Annotated in this window: 19 protein-coding genes; 5 read left to right on the forward strand and 14 right to left on the reverse strand. The window is 47.4% G+C overall.

Annotated features, from left to right (window positions below; translation table 11 throughout):
- Positions 1-20: 20 nt before the first annotated feature.
- The 5 genes from EL268_RS28060 to EL268_RS28085 all read right to left on the reverse strand — a co-directional run bounded on the left by EL268_RS28060 (position 21) and on the right by EL268_RS28085 (position 5,722).
- Positions 21-620, reverse strand: coding sequence for a TetR/AcrR family transcriptional regulator (locus EL268_RS28060; protein WP_106652635.1), 600 nt, complete (start codon positions 618-620; stop codon positions 21-23).
- A 135-nt stretch (positions 621-755) separates the two neighbouring features.
- On the reverse strand, positions 756-1,784 hold the full coding sequence (locus EL268_RS28065; RefSeq protein WP_106652634.1) for an NADH:flavin oxidoreductase/NADH oxidase: 1,029 nt from the start codon (positions 1,782-1,784) through the stop codon (positions 756-758).
- 634 nt (positions 1,785-2,418) lie between these two features.
- Positions 2,419-3,522 carry a citrate synthase/methylcitrate synthase gene (locus EL268_RS28075; RefSeq protein WP_106652633.1) on the reverse strand — a complete coding sequence of 368 codons (1,104 nt, stop codon included), beginning with the start codon at positions 3,520-3,522 and terminating at the stop codon, positions 2,419-2,421.
- A 99-nt stretch (positions 3,523-3,621) separates the two neighbouring features.
- Positions 3,622-4,710, reverse strand: a complete 1,089-nt coding sequence (locus EL268_RS28080; RefSeq protein WP_232030129.1) for a DUF418 domain-containing protein — start codon at positions 4,708-4,710, stop codon at positions 3,622-3,624.
- A 97-nt stretch (positions 4,711-4,807) separates the two neighbouring features.
- On the reverse strand, positions 4,808-5,722 hold the full coding sequence (locus EL268_RS28085; RefSeq protein ID WP_106652631.1) for a LysR family transcriptional regulator: 915 nt from the start codon (positions 5,720-5,722) through the stop codon (positions 4,808-4,810).
- A gap of 215 nt (positions 5,723-5,937) precedes the next feature.
- On the opposite strand from EL268_RS28085, the gene EL268_RS28090 reads away from it, so the two are divergent.
- Positions 5,938-7,584 (forward strand): DUF6583 family protein, encoded by a 1,647-nt coding sequence (locus tag EL268_RS28090; protein ID WP_106652630.1) that lies wholly within the window; start codon positions 5,938-5,940, stop codon positions 7,582-7,584.
- 165 nt (positions 7,585-7,749) lie between these two features.
- Positions 7,750-8,175 carry a hypothetical protein gene (locus EL268_RS28095; protein ID WP_106652629.1) on the forward strand — a complete coding sequence of 142 codons (426 nt, stop codon included), beginning with the start codon at positions 7,750-7,752 and terminating at the stop codon, positions 8,173-8,175.
- 45 nt (positions 8,176-8,220) lie between these two features.
- Here EL268_RS28095 and EL268_RS28100 read toward each other — a convergent pair whose 3' ends face one another.
- The 3 genes from EL268_RS28100 to EL268_RS28110 all read right to left on the reverse strand — a co-directional run bounded on the left by EL268_RS28100 (position 8,221) and on the right by EL268_RS28110 (position 11,063).
- Positions 8,221-8,655: a metal-dependent hydrolase gene (locus EL268_RS28100; protein ID WP_106652628.1), complete on the reverse strand. Its 435-nt coding sequence runs from the start codon at positions 8,653-8,655 to the stop codon at positions 8,221-8,223.
- Positions 8,656-8,744: 89 nt separating this feature from the next.
- Positions 8,745-9,107 (reverse strand): cupin, encoded by a 363-nt coding sequence (locus EL268_RS28105; protein WP_106652627.1) that lies wholly within the window; start codon positions 9,105-9,107, stop codon positions 8,745-8,747.
- Between the two features lie 78 nt (positions 9,108-9,185).
- Entirely contained in the window at positions 9,186-11,063 is a 1,878-nt protein-coding gene (locus EL268_RS28110) for an SgrR family transcriptional regulator (RefSeq protein WP_106652626.1), read from the reverse strand.
- Positions 11,064-11,129: 66 nt separating this feature from the next.
- On the opposite strand from EL268_RS28110, the gene EL268_RS28115 reads away from it, so the two are divergent.
- Positions 11,130-12,368, forward strand: a complete 1,239-nt coding sequence (locus EL268_RS28115; protein WP_106652625.1) for an MFS transporter — start codon at positions 11,130-11,132, stop codon at positions 12,366-12,368.
- 62 nt (positions 12,369-12,430) lie between these two features.
- On the opposite strand, the gene EL268_RS28120 is transcribed toward EL268_RS28115, so the two are convergent.
- Positions 12,431-14,116: a methyl-accepting chemotaxis protein gene (locus EL268_RS28120; RefSeq protein WP_106652624.1), complete on the reverse strand. Its 1,686-nt coding sequence runs from the start codon at positions 14,114-14,116 to the stop codon at positions 12,431-12,433.
- A gap of 196 nt (positions 14,117-14,312) precedes the next feature.
- Between EL268_RS28120 and EL268_RS28125 the strand changes: the two genes are divergently transcribed.
- Together EL268_RS28125 and EL268_RS28130 are read left to right on the forward strand one after the other, a co-directional pair.
- Entirely contained in the window at positions 14,313-15,128 is an 816-nt protein-coding gene (locus EL268_RS28125; RefSeq protein WP_106652623.1) for a hypothetical protein, read from the forward strand.
- Positions 15,129-15,228: 100 nt separating this feature from the next.
- The gene (locus EL268_RS28130) at positions 15,229-15,855 is read left to right on the forward strand and encodes a hypothetical protein (protein WP_106652622.1); all 627 of its coding nucleotides are present in this window, start codon (positions 15,229-15,231) and stop codon (positions 15,853-15,855) included.
- Between the two features lie 70 nt (positions 15,856-15,925).
- On the opposite strand, the gene EL268_RS28135 is transcribed toward EL268_RS28130, so the two are convergent.
- From EL268_RS28135 to EL268_RS28150, 5 genes are read right to left on the reverse strand one after another with little or no spacing between them, the layout of a single operon-like run.
- Complete coding sequence (locus tag EL268_RS28135) at positions 15,926-16,474, reverse strand: NAD-dependent epimerase/dehydratase family protein (RefSeq protein WP_232030133.1); 549 nt, start codon at positions 16,472-16,474, stop codon at positions 15,926-15,928.
- Entirely contained in the window at positions 16,474-16,707 is a 234-nt protein-coding gene (locus tag EL268_RS33535; RefSeq protein ID WP_232030135.1) for an NAD-dependent epimerase/dehydratase family protein, read from the reverse strand. The genes EL268_RS28135 and EL268_RS33535 overlap by 1 nt, the downstream gene beginning before the upstream one ends.
- Before the next feature lie 16 nt (positions 16,708-16,723).
- Positions 16,724-17,305, reverse strand: a complete 582-nt coding sequence (gene clpP / locus EL268_RS28140) for an ATP-dependent Clp endopeptidase proteolytic subunit ClpP (RefSeq protein ID WP_106652621.1) — start codon at positions 17,303-17,305, stop codon at positions 16,724-16,726.
- 36 nt (positions 17,306-17,341) lie between these two features.
- A complete protein-coding gene (locus tag EL268_RS28145; RefSeq protein ID WP_106652620.1) occupies positions 17,342-17,599 on the reverse strand; it encodes a hypothetical protein in 258 nt (85 codons plus the stop codon).
- Positions 17,596-18,189, reverse strand: coding sequence for a winged helix-turn-helix domain-containing protein (locus EL268_RS28150; RefSeq protein WP_017247220.1), 594 nt, complete (start codon positions 18,187-18,189; stop codon positions 17,596-17,598). Before EL268_RS28150 ends, EL268_RS28145 begins: the two co-directional genes overlap by 4 nt.
- Positions 18,190-18,208 lie beyond the last annotated feature (19 nt).

The raw sequence follows: 18,208 nt of genomic DNA on the forward strand, positions 1-18,208 counted from the left end.
ACATTTATGTGGTAAAAAAACTAGGGAGTCAAACCCCTAGCAAAAACCTCTACACTCTCTTCGATAAATGCATCCAGAGATACCCCTGAAAAATTGCTAATGCCGTCCAGATCGTTTAAAAACGCCCCGAAATTCATGACCATGAAGGCTGTCGCCTGTGCCTCAGGATTCGTTTGGATCATCTTGCCTTTTTTGCCCATCTCTTTGAAGTAATCTGTAAACAGTACCATCAACTGTCGCGGGTGCTTTTGGGTCCGCTCGCGGAATCCGGGCAAATGAGCCTCATCCTTAATACTAATCAAAATCATTTTCCGATTACGGTTCATCATTTCGTGATACGTTCGGCTGATCAAAAGCAAATCCTCGCGCAAATCCCACACAAGCTTCTCCGCGAAAAGCTTTGTCAGTCCTTCCGTGTAATGAAAACGGTCAAAGGCGCTTTCGAGCAAATTCCGCTTGCTGCCGAAGTGACGAAACAACGTCTTCTCACTCAACCCTGCCGCAGTGGCAATTTCTTGCGTGGTTACGCCGTTGTAGCCTCTTTCCGCGATGAGATCGATTGCGGCTATCATCAGTTTTTCGCTGCTTGTAAGATTTTTGCTGCTCATCGCTATCCTCATTCCTGAAAATGAATGTCAGTACTGACTGACATTTATCATAGACCGACTCCCAAAAAGTGTCAAGGGGCTCACCATACAAAAGGGCTCCCCTCCGACCAATATAGCCGAAAGGAAGCCCCTCGCTCTTTTACTCGATTAAAACGCTCTTGAATATTGCTTTGGTGGCTGCAACTCATCCGCCGACATCTCATGAATCGCATGCAGTGCCCAATAAGGGTCACGCAGCATGCCGCGTCCGACTGCTACCAGATCCGTATCGCCATTGCCAATCGATGCTTCCGCCACTTTTGGATCATCGAGGTTGCCGACTGCAATGACTGGTACATCCAATGCCTGTTTAATCGCGCGTGCCAATGGAACTTGATAGCCAGGATGAACACCTGGACGGCCTGCTGAACCAATCGGTCCTTCCCCGCCACTGGATATATGGAAAATATCCACGCCTGCTTCCTTGTAACGGCGGCAAAGCTCCGTGCTGTAATCCAGCCCATATCCTCCATCCACGTACTCCACGGCAGAGACGCGCATGATCAGCGGCATGTCAGCTGGCATGACCTCTTTGATTGCCTGAATAATTTCCACGCCAAACAGCGCTTTATCCCGCCCGTACTCATCGTCTCGCTGATTCGTCAAAGGGGAGTGGAACTGGTGAATCAAGTATCCGTGCGCACCGTGGATTTCAATGGTGTCAAACCCGGCTTCCACCGCACGTCTCGCTGAGTCCTGGAACTTGACGACCATTTGCTTGACTTCTTCTGTCGTCAAAGCCCGTGGCGTTTTGTAGCGCGCCCCTGGGAAAGCAATCGCAGATGCCGATACAGGCACTTCGGCGTCTTCCGCTTTGCGGCCTGCATGAGCAATCTGTATGCCAATTTTGGCCCCATACTTTTGAACCTCGGAGACAATCCGCGCATACGCCGGAATCTGCTCGTCAGACCACAAGCCCAAATCGCCGTTGGAAATTCTGCCATCAGGCTCGACATCGGTCATTTCCACGATAATGAGACCTGTTCCCCCTACGGCACGAGAAACGTAATGAACAAAATGCCAGTCTGTCGGTGTTCCATCGTGTGCATCCACAGAGTATTGGCACATCGGCGGCATGACAATCCGATTTTTCAAGCTAAGTCCTTTAAACTGAAACGGGGTAGACAACAACGCCATTTGCTCCACTCCTTACTTTTTTTTATTATCATGCCAAAAGTAAGCTTCTTCTGCAATCCCGAGTTGCACTTTTGTCCCGCTGTTGTGGTGGGGAGGAAACAGGAGAAAACGCTCAGCTTCTAGGGCCACCCGCTGCGGGATTGACTGCCCGACTCCATGCAAAAAGCGAAACCGCGTCCAAAGTGGTCCATTCAAGATGTTTTTTCAGAGGTGGACGCTTAAAGGCGTGTTTCGCTTTTTGCATTCCGTCTCGGTCGGTGTCCCTAAGATCTTCGCTTTTTTCTCCTGTTTCCTCTACGAGCTTGCCGTGCTTAAACGGGTCTTAAAAGCATTAAAAGATTGAAAAATGTCATCGGTTACGACAGAGAAGAATATTTCCAGACGTAGCGACTTGTGGAGTCCTACCGAGCGGAGAAGGGATGAGCGGGCAAAAGAAACGCAACGTGCCCGAGCTACGAAGCGGCTACCACTTTTGCGTTTCCCCGCTCATCCCTTCGGAGCGGACAGTCTCAGCCCTCAGCAGGACGGAGCCTGGAGCCTAGACTGGAAATATTCTTCTCCCCACTACAGTCACATTTATAACACTAAAAAAAGCTACCCGTATAACGGATAGCTTTCATGATAAACGTCTGAATTATTCTGGCATCGTGCCAATGTAATTGGATTGCGGACGAATAATGCGGTTTTTGCCTGCCTGCTCCAGAATGTGCGCACTCCAACCGATCACACGGCTCACGGCAAATGTCGGTGTAAACAAATTGTCGTCCAAGCCCACCGCGCGCATGACAGCTGCTGCAAAAAATTCTACGTTTGTATTCAGCTTGCGGCCTGGTTTGTACTCTTCCAGCAGCTGCAAGCCTACTTTTTCTACGTGTGTCGCCAGATCGAACCACGGATCGTTGGATGACAGCTCGGATGCAACGACGCGCAGAGCAGTTGCACGCGGATCAATCGTTTTATAGACGCGGTGTCCGAAGCCCATCAAACGTCCGCCGCTCTCCAGCTTGTTGCGCAGCCACGGCTCTGCATTTTCCTTCGTGCCGATCGCCTCGATCATCTCCGTCACTTCAGAAGGTGCTCCACCGTGCAAAGGACCTTTCAGGGTTCCGATTGCGGCCGTAATGGAAGAAATCAAATCGGATTCGGTCGAGCTGACGACACGACCGGAGAATGTCGATGCATTCATGCCATGCTCCTGCGTCAAAATCAGGTACGCATCCAGTGCACGTACATGTGCCGCATTCGGCTTTACGCCCTTGAGCATATACAGATAGTTCGCTGTATGATCCAGCTCCGGATTCGGTGCCAACGGTTCGCGGCCTTCCAGACAAGCGAAGCGATACGCAACGATTGTCGGCATCTTGGCAGCCAGCGAAATAACTTCATCAATAGTCGGCGGGAAGCCATGCGAGGAACTGCCCAGCGCCGAAACACCTGTACGCAGTACACTCATCATATCTACATCTGCCGGGATCAGCTTCAGGATTCCCTTTACATGCTCCGGCAGCTCACGGTTTGCTTTGAGCTTATCTTTTAAATCCGTCAACTCCTGCTCGCTGGGCAAATGTCCGAACCAGAGCAGGTGTGCCACTTCCTCAAATGTGTGGTGAATAGCCAAATCACGCGCCCAATGACCGCGATATACCAGCAGTCCATTAATCCCATCCACCAAACTAAGGTCTGTTTCTGCTACGGCGATACCATCCAAGCCGATAGCCAAAGGATGTTGTTTTGTCATCATCACCACTCCATTTTCGTCTCTTTTCTCTTCAGTATAATCGATTCATAATCGTGAAGGGAAATAGAAGAAAACCGGAGTTTTGATCACGTTTTACAATCAGTTAGCAGGAGCTGGAACCGTCTTCTTTTTGCGTCCGTACGTCAGGAAGCGCCACAGCTTTTCCATCGGCCCCTGATTAAAACGCTTCAGCCACAGCCAGCTTGCGAGTAATTGAAACGCATAGATCGGCAACGCGAGCAAAAACCAAGAAGAGAGCGGCATGGCCGTAATACCGAACAAAGGAATCAGAATGGTCATGATGACGGTCTGACCCAAATAAGTCGTTAACCCCATTTGTCCCGTGTAGGCAAACGGCTGGAGAACTTTCCTCACCGACTCACGATCCAGCAACAGAAACAAGCTGGCTAACAAGCACAGCGCCATAGGCAGCGTACTCAGATCAACCAATATTTTGTTCACCTGTTCAAGCTTTGGACCAAATACGACACCGCTAGCCCAAACAATACCTGCTGCGATCGGAAGACTGATTACAAGAGTAGTAGCAGCGATTCGTTTCAACAATGGTTTATGCTCGCAAATTTGAGCAATCAATCCGCGTTTTCCCGCATACAAACCAAACAGGAACATCACGAAAATCGGTATCAGTGTCGTCTGCAATGATGCAATAAACGGAAAGATTTCTTGACCATTGAGCGTCTGTACGAGCGCCACGCCTTGAGTGAGCATGTACAGTCCTCCCAGACTGGCTGCCCATGCTAGAATGGTAGATGGCTTTCTTCGATAAAAAGGCATGAGTAAAAAGCCGAGGAGTGCATACACCGTCAAAATATCTCCAAACCAAATAATGACGTGAATCACACCAATGAAAAACATCGCGAACAACCGTCTGCTGAAGAGACGAAATACTTTTTGTCCACGCTGTTCAGCCCGTGACATGAAAATGTAAAAACCCAAGCCAAACAGAAACGAAAAGATCCCGAAAAATTTCGTCTGAATAAATAAATCATAGCTCAAGCGAATCCATGCATCGATCCCTGCCTCTATTGGCATTCGAACGTCTTCCGAATACAAGATAAAGCCTGGCAAGTTCACCAGCAAAATCCCGAACAATGCCAATCCCCTTACAATATCAATGGAATAAATCCGATCCTTCTGTGTGATTGGTTCAGCCTGCATATTCGTCATTCCCCCCTGCTGTCTTCAAGCAGGGTCCAGTATAGGCTACATATGCTGGTCAAAACTATCGATTCACCTTACATCTACCTTACAGGCTTGTTATCTTTTATGTCCGTCCACCCGACTGAACAAGCGGCATCGGTGGATACAAGGACTGCAAGATATCCATAAAATGCTGCGCTGGCTCGCTAATCCCCGCCTTGGGTACCAACAAATAAGAAGCGACCTTCGGTAAAACAAGGCCAGGTGTGGGCAGTTCAATAAAGCGGTTTTCAAACAAATCCCGATCGACAGCCGTCCGAGGCAAAAAGGAAACGCCCAATCCATCCTCGATGAATCGCTTCGTAATGTCTACCTGCGAAACAGCCATCGTACGCAAGGAAAGCCCCCTCTGACGCAAAAGCAACAGCAACTCATCCCAGTATCCCGGATGATTGTGGGTCAGCAAACGGTTCGATTGCACCTCCTGCTCCCAATCAGGCAAAGGTGCCTCCATATCTCCGCCGCTGTGAGGGACTGCAAAAACAACAGGATCTTCGTACAAAAGATAGGTAGACAACTGGAATTCTCCCGGCACCATCCGGGTTAATCCCAGATCAGCCTGTCCATTTTGAACTAGCGGGCCAATTTCCACGGAGTCGACAATTTTAATCGAGATATCTACATCGGGATAGAGCTTGGTGTATCGGTGCAGCAAATGGGAAAAACGAGCACGGGCAATGATCGGTGAAACAGCCAGTTGAAGCTTTTCCCGATAGCCCTGTCTCCATGCCTGCAAGTCCTCCATACTGTTATGCCACTGTTGGAGAAGCCCTTTTGCATGTGGCAAGTACCGCTTGCCCGCAGCCGTTAATCGAACGCGTTTGCCAACCCGTTCAAACAGCTTGATCCCCAACTCCTTTTCCAATTGTCTTATATGCTGGCTGACAGTAGGCTGCGCAATGAACAACGCTTCTGCTGTCTGGTGAAAATTTTCTGTCGTGGCCGCCACCATAAACGTTTGCAGCACGCGAAAATCCACGTAATCTCCCCCCTGCTGTCGCTGTTTCTTTGTTCTATATGCATACAAAAGTAGGAAGAATGCAACTTTTTGGGTCTTTCTTCCTCTTTTTTGAAGAAATTTACTGGAAATCGTTCCCCTTCATTCTCCTTATGGTACAATACAAAATCGAGTGCGCAAAATCATTACGCACATGGTAATCACCAAAGAGAGAGAGCAAAAAGGGGAGAGAACAGATGGAAACTGCAACAAACGTGAACCCACCGCGCAAAAGCAAGAAAAAAGTATGGTTGATCGCGGGGGCAGCGGCTGTCGTTGTGCTGGGTGGTTTAGGAACCGCCTATGCCAAGTACGATTTGTTTAAAAGCGCAAAAACGATTTACCTGCAAGCGGAAGCGGAGAGCATGATGAAATTTTCAAGCGACGTATCCAAAGCTTACGGGGAATACCAAGACTACATGAAGCCATACCTGGAAAAACCAGTTCACTCCACCACTGAGTTGAGTGAAATTGCCCTAGATGCAACGATTCCAGACCCGCAAGCGCAAAAAATTCTCGACATGCTGGGCAAAGCGAAGCTCGTGATGCAAAGCAACATCGATGAACAGAAAAACCAACAATCCGGTAACCTAGAGATTCATCTCCAGGATAAAAAGCTGGCTACCCTCGAATACTTCATGAGTGATTCCATCATGGGCTTCAAGGCTCCAGAGTTTTACTCCAAATACGCATATATGGACTTGAAAGATCGCGATGCACTCAAGGCAAAGTTGGGCGAGGAACTGCCGAAGCGCTTCGTAACCTATAGTGATTTAAATAAAGCGATCAATTTTAACCAAGATGAACTTAAATCGGTAATGACTCCGTATGCCATGCTGTATGCTGACAGCATCAAAGACAGCCAGGTAAGCATCAAGAAAGACGTTTCCTTCTCCGAGGAAGGACTCAAGGAAGATGCGCGTGAGATTACCGTTACTTTTAACGACGCAGAAGGCGCGGCTCTGGCGAAGCAAATTGCAGAGAAGGCAAAAGCAGACCAGAAACTGTTTGACCTGATCTACAGCCGCTACCACAATGTAGCTACCTTGATGCTCGACAGCGGCTACCAAGTAGAAGAAATCAGCAAAGAAGAATTCAAGAAAAATTACGAGCAAGCCTTTGATGACATCATCAAGGATACAGAAGATACAGACGCCAAATCAACTGATCAATTGAGAATGGTCGTGCTCGTGGATAGTGACCATCAAATCTTGTCCCGCAAGCTCTTGTTTGACGAAAAAGAGAAAAAAGATCAATTGGTCTACAGCAGTGTTTCCTACGATAAAGGTGCAGAAACATACAACCGTTACTCCCTGCACAACCTGTCTGATCAGCAAAATGGCGAAATGTCTTTCACCTACAGAGCGACAGAAGAAAAAGACAAGACAAAGGGCAAGTTCAGCATCCTGATGAAAGAGACCGACCAGCCAATTCTGGACCTGTCGACTACTTTCGAGACAACCAAGCAAGACAAGAAAAAAACCGGAACCTATGACTTTGCACTCGTAGTGGCAGACGAATACTCCTCCAACCCTGTTGCTCTGACCGGTAATGTTACCGTGAACGAGACGAAGACGGACAATGGTGTAGATTCTGATGGCACGGTAAAAGTGAACTTCTCGAACCCTACTCCAGATATGCCAAAAGGCTTTAGCTTCAAGTTGAAGTCCAAAGCAGAATTCGGCAAAGCACTGGAAATTCCAGCTATGACTGCTGACAACTCCATCAATTTCGCTACAGTGACTGACCAACAAATGATGGAAGCGCAACAAGAAGTCATGCAAAACGCAGATAAATTCATGAATGAAAACGCTGAACTCGTGCAACAGTTCATGATGCCTTAATTGTTTCGTGATAAGAAAAATCCGCTCATAATAGTTACTAGCAAGCTGGCATCGGTCCTAAACCGGTGTCAGCTTTTTTATTCAGATGACTATTTATTCTAAATATTACAATTCTTCTATATAATAAAGAATGGATATGCAACATAATAAGGATGAGTGATAACCATGCGAAAAACAGGTCAAAGTTATGTACACTCAAGATCCAGGGTTGGCATAAACCATAAAGTTTTAGAAGAAATAAAAGATGTTATTCGATATCTTGATACCGAAACTGACGAATACGTGGAAGTTGATCAAATTACAAAAATCAGTCAAAAATCATTATTGTTTTCACTAAATAGCTACGGTATCAACCATAAATCGGAAGCGACTCTAACAAGTAGAGAAAGAGGATCCTCTATGAAAAAAATAAAACAGACATATGCATATTTAGAATGCCAAAATAAACAAGAGAGTGATATTGTCGATGTCCTTTATGAACATATGGAGTCCATTGAGAAAGAGCCTAATGAATATGTAGAGATAGGACAAATCGTCAAATTACGTACAAATACTTTTTTGCTGATTATAAATCACTACCATGCTGATTAATTAGGGGGACCTCCTCAAGGAGGTCCTTTCTCAATGTCCATTCTTTTACTGATAACCTTTGATCACGATATACACAATCGCTCCATAAAACACGATTCGATCCACAGTCCGATACATCGACTTGGACACCGGAATGCCGAGCCAGCCTACTCGCAACGGCCACAATAACTGAATGCGTCCCACCAGCATATCGCTGATCAAATGGGACAGGATTCCCCAAAGCGCCGCCATGGCAGCCAAAGAATCGCCAAACAGCAGGAACGGAAGGAATAAAATCACCCAGGAGTGTGTCACCGTACGATGGCCGAACCCTTTTTGCAGCATTTTGGACAAAGGTCCCATCAAGTTTCCGAGCTTGCTATTTGCTTGATCGATATCGGGTACAAGTGCCATCGTTGCACCAATGACACTGCCCTTCCACGAAGGATAGGCACAGTAGCCTGCAATGGCACCGAGTACCATATGTGTTTTCCATGTCATTTGCCTTTCACACCGTCTTTCTTGGGTAGTCTGGGGAGCTTATGTACGGTTGGTGGAATGGCAAACCAATACCATCATACATACAGATGCTACGTCTCCACTAAGGTCATGAAGCTTTCCGGATCGAGCCCATCTCCTTCGATCACAATGGCTGTCATTCCGGTTTCACTGCCTGATTCGTGCCCTTCTCCTGTGATCCAGAATGCCGCCTGACCACTCTGGATCGGGATGCGCTCTGTACCTTCACCACGTACCCAGCCTTCACCGCTCACCACAAGAAACAGCTGAGGGCAAGTCGCCGGATGATAGCCGACAACCCCGCCTGCCTCCAAATGGATACACCCAATCGAAACGGAATCAGGTGTGCGGATGACACGAGAAATCGTCGCCTGGACGGAATGATAGCGATCAATCGTTTTGCCTACTTGCTGATCAAATCGGAATCGTTTCATACTTTCCCCTCCACCTTTTGACGCGTAAGCCTTATCATAGCGCAACTAGTGGTGCTGTGACAGACTCATCTTACACGATTACTGCCGAAACCAAATATTTTTGTAGTCGACAAGTCCAAGCGCATTCAACGAAACACCAGCCAGAGCCGAATGATAAGCAGAATGCTGGCGTGTATGGTACAAAAACAGCATCGCGCACTGCTCACGCAAAATTCTCTCGACCTCCTGCAAGTGATGACGCTGCCCTGTTACTTCCCTCTCCAGCATCAAAGCACTCAGCTCTTGATCGATTCGCTCTCGTAAGGCAGGGTTCCACAGTTGTCGGGAAAAGCTGACATCCGACTTGAAGAATTCCACCATCCCCAGCACCCACTGTTCATCAAAAACTTCACCCGCAACCACCATATCTGCCTGCTGGATGATTTCGGGCTTCTTCAATTCCTCAATCGGTAAGACGGTCACATCGACGCAAATGCCACAATCCGCCAAATGCTTCTGTAACCATTCCGCATTATTTTCGTTGCCTGCTCCTTCATACGTATACAATTGCATCGTTTGTCCTTGGTAAAGACGATGATCGGGACAGCCTTTGAAGACCCCATCCCAGCCCGCTGCCTCACCAGGCACATCCTTGTTCTCAGGTAAAAATCCGTAAGCAGGCGCATATCGATTGCCACGCAGCTCCTTGATCATTTTCTCGCGCACGATAAGACGATCCAGCGCTTGCCGAAATGCGATATCTTGCTGTGGTCCAGGGCGATTCAGGTTAAAAGCGAGATACGTGCAGCCTTTCTCCACGCTTTGCAGCTCCTGCCACTGCTCCATCGGCCCGAGCTTATTCCAGAAGGTTTGGAAGTGCACCTCTCCTCGTTTGGAAAAGTAATCCTCGTTTCGCACATCTTTATTGTTTTGGGGAACAATCCAAATCTCTACCCGATCCAAATGAGCCCTTCCGAGAAAATACGTGGGGACAGCCTCTAAAATGAACAATTGCGAGTCATTCGTTATCAATGAAAAAGGTCCGCTGCCCACAGGTAATCGGCTAAAGGCTTGTCCCTTTTCCTGAATGACATCTCCTGGAACGATCGAAAGCCGATCCGCTGCCAGTATGGATAGCAGCAATTGATTGGGACGTCTGAGCACGATTTTTACCACCGTCTCTTTTTCCGCAGTAACCTTCTCTACATCTTCCAGCATCCAGCGATAGGGAGACCCCGTCTTCGGATCGGCAATGCGCTCGAGCGTCCAGACGACATCATGCGCTGTCAGTTCACGCCCGTGGTGAAAAAATACCCCTTTGCGCAAATAAAAGGTCCATTCTGTTCGGCTCTCATTTACCTCCCAATGATGGGCGAGATGCGGGATGAATGCATCGATTTTTTCGTCATACCGAATGAGAGTATCAAATAGTTGCTTCACCATATGGGACTCAGTACGCCTGTTGACAAAGGCAGGGTCAAGAGCCGGAATCGGCCTGTAAAAGGACATGCGAAGCGTATCCAGTTTCTGTTCACGGATTTCCTCCTGAATAAAGCCAAACTGCCCAGAGAGCCACTCAAAAAAATGCTCCCGCCCCTTGGCAGTGATGGCAAAATCACTTAGGAGCTGCATGGCGCCTTCCAAATCTCCATCTTGTATACGCTCTTGGGCGATGGACAAAACAATCTGCTCGATCCCGTATAGCAAGATAATCCGTGAGACATTGCCTCGTCCTCTTCCCGGGCTCCATTCAATCCACTTCTGCTCTTCCATTTGCTTGATGACTTTTTTCACATTGCGAATCGTGCAACAAAAAATCCGAGCCAGCTCGGCAAGCGTAATCTCCTGCTGTTCACCCTCTGCGGCAGAGGCAAAATGCTGGCGCAAGCGCAAGTAGTAGTAGGCACTTTGCATCGAGATCATCACTCTTTCTACGTAAACAGTCGCTGTCGAATCCAAAAAGGGGTCCATACTCATCAAACACTTTACCCTTTTTCTTCCCCTTTTTCTAGCTACAATGAGATCGAAGAAGGAGGTTTTTTCATGCCAGTGCCTTACCACACCCCCGCCACGAAGCCTGAATCACACGAAAGCATGTCGATCTGGCGGAATCGGCCCTTTCTCGTCCTCTTTTTCACTTCCACCTTTATCGCGTGTGGAGCAAAGGTGTACGAACTAGCCTTGCCACTGATTTTGTATGACATGACCCAATCGCCAGTTGCCATGACGACCATGAAAAGCATTGAGTTTTTGCCTAATCTGCTGCTCGCGATGTTCATCGGTGTCTGGGTCGATCGCTTTTCTAAAAAACGCTGGTCGCAATGGATGGTTTTTGGCCAGATGGTCTTGTTGTTTTTGCTATATGGACTGACCGAATCCGGGCATGCACAGGTCATTCATTATTATGTGGCTGGCTTTTTCCTGATGGCGTTTCATTACGGCTTTCACAACGCACGCGTCAGCATGATCAAGCAAGTGGTCCCTACCCCACTGTTAACCTCAGCCAATGCTCGTTTTTCTTTTATGGGCACGTTTATCGAAATTATGGGGCCGGCGATTACCGGGTTTATCCTGCTTCTGTCGGCACTGCACACCGGGCTGCTTATTACGGGTACAGCCTATTTACTGGCTTTTATCGCCATATCGTTTTTAGATCGTACCGATGCGCCTGCCCCCACTCAGGGCGGCTTCTGGCAGGAGTTGCAAAATGGTTGGAAGGAGCTTTTGGGAAATCGACCGTTATGGCAAATTACGGTGCTCGTGATTTTTCTCAATGCCACCTCGGGCATGTATGACGCCATGATCATTTTCTTTGCCAAGGATCACCTGAAGCTGGATAATTCCACATTAGGGCTGGTGCTTTCCGTCGCTGGACTTGGCGGTCTTCTCGGCAGCTCAGTGGTTGCCTATCTGCGGAGGCGCTATCCCATCGGCCGCATCATGGGCATGACCATCCTGCTACTTGCTTGCTCTTATTTGCTCATGGTTTTCGCGAAAAGTACGTGGATGCTCTGTCTGTCTCTGTTTCTCACGGGTCTGATCAGCACGATTGAAAACGTCTGTATTTGGACCTTCCGTCAAGAGACTACCCCTGCCCACATGATCGGGAGAATTAGCGGGATCACCGGCTCTATTTTCAAGCTCGGGATTGTCTTCTCCATCTATGGTTCGGGCTGGATGACTTTGTCATTGGGGCCTTGGGCTGTCTTTTTGGCAGCGGCAGTGGGGAATCTCGTGGTTTTTCTTGTGTACCGAAGATTGTCTTTGTGGAAATTGGCGTAAACGAAAAAAAACCCCTCAGAATCATTCTGTCGATTCTAAGGGGTATTTCTTGTGGCGAAGCTTTATACCTTGAAATGGCCTATCAGCTTTTCCAAATCATCCGCAAGGCTCGCCAGCGATGCGGCCGAGGAGTAGATTTCCTCCATCGAGGCAAGCTGTTCTTCTGTAGCAGACGAGACTCCCACCGAGAGAGAGACAGCCGATTGCGCTACAGTGGCGATCATCTGCATCGATTGTCCGACCTTGCCTGTACTTTCCGTAAGGGTATGTGCCGCAGTCGATACTTCTTGAATTTCATTCGTCACGCCCACAACAGCATCGCGAATTTGAGAGAACGCTTCTCCTGCTCTTGCGACGCCCCCCATACCATCTGCCACTTCTTGAGAGCCTTTTTCCATCGTGAGGACCGCTTCGTTCGTCTCCATCTGGATCGACGCTACCAGCTGGGAAATTTCTTGTGCCGATGCAGATGCCTGTTCTGCCAGCTTTCGCACTTCATCTGCCACGACAGCAAAGCCTCTGCCATGCTCGCCCGCCCTCGCCGCTTCGATGGCAGCATTCAATGCCAAGAGATTCGTCTGACCTGAAATTTGCGTAATGACTTCGACGATTTGGCCGATTTGCTCGGAGCGTTTTCCTAAACCACCTACCAGTGCAGTCAAATGCTCCATCGTTTCTCCGATCCCGTTCATCTGGGATACCGACTGCTGGATGGTTCGATCCCCCTCTGTCGCCAGCTCTGAGGTACTGGCAGCCGCAGCAGACACACTTTGCGCACGTGCCGCAATTTTTTCAATTCCAGCTGATATTTCTTCGACTTCCTGCTGACTCTCCTCTACGTTTTGGGATTGCCTGTCCGTTCCTTCTGTCATTTCCTGGATCGTGATGGCGATCTGTTCCGTAGCTTGGCTCGTTTGCTTCGAGCTCGCTGTCAGTTGTTCAGCTGCGGCTGCAACCTGCTGGGCATGCCCGCGAACCTGAGAAATCAACTCTCGTAAATTGGCAAGCATCCGGTTGAATGAGCCTGCCAACTGTCCAATCTCGTCTTTTGAAAAGACGGTCAGCTCTTGCGTCAAATCCCCTTTTCCGTCAGCGATATCATGAAGCTGTTTGTTCACCCGATGCAGCGGTGCCACAATCGAGCGAATCAGAAAACCGCCAACCACAATCGCGACGAGAATTCCCGCTACATTAAAAAACAACTGAATCATGGCCGAAATTCCTTCGTTCTCTGCCAACTCCTGTTGATCTGCTTCGATTTCATTACGCACTTCTTCAACCAATCCACTCACAACCGAATCCATTTCTTTTCTCGATTGCCGTTCCTGGCCGAAATGGTGAGAGATGGCTTCTTCACGAAGTCCTTTATCCATTGCATCTACTGCTTTATTACTCGACTCCAGATAAGACTTATATAGTCTCTCAGCCTCCTCCATTTCCTCACGATGGTGAGAAGTATCAAGAGAACTGATCATTTTAGCAAACAGGCTGTCCACCTTTGCTGCCTTTTCCTTCAATTCCATCCGAAACTCTTCATCGCCCGTTAACAAATAGGCACGTTCGTCATTGTTTCGACCTGTCATGATAAACTGCATTTCACGCAGGTCCGTCAACAATTTTTCCTCTTCGATAATTTTTGTGTAGGATGCCTTCATCGCTAACATTTGCACGTACATATACGTACCTGAACCGAACAAGACTGCCAATATGACACCAAAAGCCAGGATAATTTTTGTTCTGATTTTCACAAGGTGAGCCTCCCGTCATCTGATACTCATGTTCATTCCCAGCTTCTCCTTCCTTCAAACAATTTGATGTGCAAACAAAAAACCGTTAGATTAAATTGTGGTAATCTTTTTATTTTTCAACAAAATACATTGAACAAACAATCAAGAAATAGTAGAACGCAAACGAAGTATATACCATAATTAGGGAGATGAGTTAATGTTAGGTAATTTTTCTAAGATAATTACACCTCTTGCACTTTCAATGTCATTGCTCACTGTTCCAAGTATGGCTTTTACTGAAAAAGTTGACGCAAAATACGAGAAAGCAGTAAAACAAGAAAAACTTGAAAAACTTAACGAAAAATTAGATTACTTACGAGAGCAAGTAAGAAAAACGAAGGATTTTGATAAGGCAATGAAAATAACAGTAGAAAAGTACAGTAATTTGAAGGTTGTAAATTCAGATGGTGAAGATGGAAAACCGATCAAGGCTTTATCTAACGAGGAAGGATGGCTTACGTTTACTGATAGAATTGTTTACGATGATGAAAGTGATCAATATGTGTTTGTTGGATATTGGGAGTGGGATGAGAATGAAGGTTTTGTCGGACGTGAACCATACGATTTCGTAGGTGTTTATACAGATAATAAAAAAAGTATGCCAATCGACGTTGATGGGGTTGTCATCCAAGGATGGAATGGTTTGGGTGATGAAGAAGCTTTCTTCGATACAAGAACTGATAAAAAACGTGGTAAGGTGGCGTTAGCAAAACGCGCTACGGACGCAGGTGTTGGCTTTTGGATTAATGATCGATATGTTACAAATGGCACGATAACCGCTGTACTTGAAAAAGTTACAACTAACAAAAAGGAGCGCGTCTATTTACAATATGACCATTCTTGGACAAGCACTTCAATTACAGGGATAGGTGGTAACGTATCAGGTGGCGGTGGAGGTTTTAATATATCTTGGAACACGGGAGTGAAGTACTTAAATCCACTCACCTCTACAGGTGAATATTGGAAAGGATAATGCTAAAATTTGGGTGTTCCCTTTATAGAGGACACCTGTTTTCTTGATGGAGTTGGAAAATTCAGTCTCTATAATATAATTAAATGAAGGGGCGGTAATAATGAAAAAGATACTAATCATGCTATCCTTGATTCTAGTGTTGACCTCCGGATGCAATAAGGATGCAGCCGATATCAATGAAGATGAAATCCGAATGCTTGCATACACCTACTCAGAAAATGTATTTAATAACTATAGATACGTAGGATCTATCAGTGATTTTTTAGGTAACGCTAATGGAAAAGAAATCACATTGGAATCACTTCAAATGTATGTTAGTGGGTATAAACAAGGAAATAGCAGGATGAAAATTTATGAAAGTGTAGAAAATATCATCTCGCTCTACTTTGCAAAACACTACAATGAACAAATCATCGCAAAATTATTTGACGCGAATCGCAAATTAACCCAACTAACAAGGCAGCTTAATGATTTGTTGACAGAAGAACATATAGCGGCAGAACTTTCCGCAAATCAAATCATTGAGTTAAGAGAGCGAATTGACGATCTACTCATCTATGTATACCCTGAGCAAGATGAGACAGATATAAATCTTTACACATTAATTACGAAACCTGAGAAATTACTTGAAAAGTATACCGTTACGGATATAGATATCTTTTTTATGAATTTTAACAACGCTATGGAGCAATTGAACAACTTCATAGAACAAGTCACTAAAACTTAATCCTTTAATCACGTTCGTGTGCAGATAAAAAACCGCCAGGAAAAATCCTGACGGTTGAACATTCGGTACGCTAAACTCCGAGCTTCGCAGCCACTTTATCCTCTACGCTGTAGTCAATTCCTTGCAAAACGTTCTCAGGAGGATGATCAATCTCCCATGCAATCGTACGTCGCATAGACTCCTCTGCGGTAGCTTGTTCTGTATACCCCAGCTCACTCCTGATTTTTGCTGAATCCAGCTGAATATGCTGCTTCGATTCGATCTGCGGGACCCATTCGGTCGGCAACTCAGCAGAAGGCGCTGTCATTACTTTGCCATCCCAACCATAAACGCTGCCGATTCGTTCAATCCACTCTCTCATCGACAAGCATTGCTCTTCTGCTACGTGGTAAATCTGATTCTTTGCTCGATCGTCGGTCGCCACCAGGTAAATGGCATGCGCGATGTCTTCTACGTAGCTGCGTGCCCAACGCCAAGAAGCAAAGCCTTCATCGAGCAAAATAAACGGACGTCCGTCTCGCATCTGCTGAAGGTACGGATAGACGCGATGCTGATAGTCATGCGGGCCATACACCATCGGCAGGCGCAAAATCGTGCCTGGCAGACTCTGCTGCCCCATCACGGCTCGCTCCACGAGTACCTTGTCATAATCTTCACGATCTGGTCTGGCCCCTCGGAACGGATAGCGCTTCTCGCAAAGTGGAGACTGCTAGAAACGACACCTTGCGGAAGAGAAGCAGCACCGGGGTTAATCCCTCTATTAAATACAGCAACCTCATGACCTGATTCTGCCAAGCGCTTCACTGCATGTGGCCCGATAAAACGCGTTCCCCCCAAAAATAGGATCTTCACCCCGGTACCCCCATCTCTACAATTTTTCGATCACTTTATCAATCAAGCCGTATTCGAGCGCCTCTGCGGCAGTAAGGAAATAGTCGCGGTCTGCATCTTTTTCGATTTGCTCGACTGTCTTCCCCGTACGCTCCGCGATAATCGTATACAGCATGTTGCGATGTCGTAGAATACGGTCTGCCGCGATCTTAATATCGCTCGCCTGTCCTTGACTGCCTCCCCACGGCTGGTGGAGCATCACTTCAGCATTGGGCAGCGCATAGCGTTTGCCCGGCGCTCCTGCTACGAGGAGCATCGCGCCCATAGACGCTGCCATCCCTGTGCAGATCGTGGACACATCAGGCGCAATGAAACTCATCGTATCGATAATCGCCATCCCTGCTGTGACAGAGCCCCCGGGCGAATTGATATAAAGGTGAATGTCTTTTTTTGGGTCCTCTGCTGCCAGGAACAGCAACTGAGCTACGACTGCATTGGCTACCTGATCATCGATGGCACTGCCGAGAAAAATGATGCGATCCTTCAACAACCGGGAGTAAATGTCATAGGACCTCTCTCCATAACTCGTTTGCTCGACTACTACCGGAATGAGATTCATGAAAAAGCCCTCCTTCGCTTGTTTACGCTCGATTTTTTACGCGGCCATACGCATGCTGGTTGCTTGTGGAACCGCCACTGATTTTTTGTTAAATCCAGATGAAACCTGCGTCACCACTGCCGGATTACTCGCCGGCCCCACTGACCATGTCTGAACAGCTGCTTCTCTTTCGACAGCAACCCCATTTCCGTTTCGGGCAGGCATGGCAATGACCTGATCGGTTTGAGGCTGGACTCGACTTTCCCAAACGATTACGGGTTTGGACTTGTTTGACTCCACAGCTTGTGCCTTCATGCCTCGTCTCCTCCTTGTTTTGGATAAACCGCCAGAACGACCTGATACGTTTCTTGTCCCTTTTCTTTTGGCTGATACTTCGCCACAAGCTGATTCACCAGTTGGACGTACTCCTCTACAAAAGCACTGCGCTGTTCCGCACTGGCTAGCTGAATACTCGCATTCAGCGAGGCGCTCGGAACCTCCACCTCTTGATCGGAGCGCTCCAGCAAAAGCATGGCATCACGCTTGATTCGTTCTGCTGTTTGGACTAGATGAGACAACGATCCTTGATCCTTCATTTGCTGAATGGTATCGTTGCCCCAGTTCAGTCCTTCCGAGAGCACATACGTCCGCGCAATCGCCAAATAAAGCACCTCGACGAGATTGCGCACCTGTCGACTCCCTACCCGCCTGACCAATCCGACCTTTTCCAAGGCTTTCAAGTGATAATTGACACGCTGCGGGATTTCATTGATCCCACGTGCGACTTCTGCTGCCGAAGCAGGCTCTGCCAAACGGCTTAATATCTCGGCACGGAGCGGGTTCAATAGCGCCATCGCCTGTTCCGGTTTCTCGACTACATATGTTTCCAGTTGTTCGTGCGCCACAACAACACCTCATGACATT

Origin of the sequence: Brevibacillus brevis (assembly GCF_900637055.1) — a bacterium.
In the GTDB taxonomy this organism is placed as follows: domain Bacteria; phylum Bacillota; class Bacilli; order Brevibacillales; family Brevibacillaceae; genus Brevibacillus; species Brevibacillus brevis.

What these genes read in the sequence shown, in the direction of transcription:
- EL268_RS28090 (WP_106652630.1), top strand. Translation starts at nt 5,938, where the DNA reads ATGGAAACTGCAACAAACGTGAACCCACCGCGCAAAAGCAAGAAAAAA.
- EL268_RS28075 (WP_106652633.1), bottom strand. Translation starts at nt 3,522, where the DNA reads ATGACAAAACAACATCCTTTGGCTATCGGCTTGGATGGTATCGCCGTA.
- EL268_RS28130 (WP_106652622.1), top strand. Translation starts at nt 15,229, where the DNA reads ATGAAAAAGATACTAATCATGCTATCCTTGATTCTAGTGTTGACCTCC.
- EL268_RS28110 (WP_106652626.1), bottom strand. Translation starts at nt 11,063, where the DNA reads ATGAGTATGGACCCCTTTTTGGATTCGACAGCGACTGTTTACGTAGAA.
- EL268_RS28095 (WP_106652629.1), top strand. Translation starts at nt 7,750, where the DNA reads ATGCGAAAAACAGGTCAAAGTTATGTACACTCAAGATCCAGGGTTGGC.
- EL268_RS28115 (WP_106652625.1), top strand. Translation starts at nt 11,130, where the DNA reads ATGCCAGTGCCTTACCACACCCCCGCCACGAAGCCTGAATCACACGAA.
- EL268_RS28100 (WP_106652628.1), bottom strand. Translation starts at nt 8,655, where the DNA reads ATGACATGGAAAACACATATGGTACTCGGTGCCATTGCAGGCTACTGT.
- EL268_RS28060 (WP_106652635.1), bottom strand. Translation starts at nt 620, where the DNA reads ATGAGGATAGCGATGAGCAGCAAAAATCTTACAAGCAGCGAAAAACTG.
- EL268_RS28065 (WP_106652634.1), bottom strand. Translation starts at nt 1,784, where the DNA reads ATGGCGTTGTTGTCTACCCCGTTTCAGTTTAAAGGACTTAGCTTGAAA.
- EL268_RS28125 (WP_106652623.1), top strand. Translation starts at nt 14,313, where the DNA reads ATGTTAGGTAATTTTTCTAAGATAATTACACCTCTTGCACTTTCAATG.
- EL268_RS28135 (WP_232030133.1), bottom strand. Translation starts at nt 16,474, where the DNA reads ATGGGGCAGCAGAGTCTGCCAGGCACGATTTTGCGCCTGCCGATGGTG.
- clpP (WP_106652621.1), bottom strand. Translation starts at nt 17,305, where the DNA reads ATGAATCTCATTCCGGTAGTAGTCGAGCAAACGAGTTATGGAGAGAGG.
- EL268_RS28105 (WP_106652627.1), bottom strand. Translation starts at nt 9,107, where the DNA reads ATGAAACGATTCCGATTTGATCAGCAAGTAGGCAAAACGATTGATCGC.
- EL268_RS28145 (WP_106652620.1), bottom strand. Translation starts at nt 17,599, where the DNA reads ATGAAGGCACAAGCTGTGGAGTCAAACAAGTCCAAACCCGTAATCGTT.
- EL268_RS28080 (WP_232030129.1), bottom strand. Translation starts at nt 4,710, where the DNA reads ATGACGAATATGCAGGCTGAACCAATCACACAGAAGGATCGGATTTAT.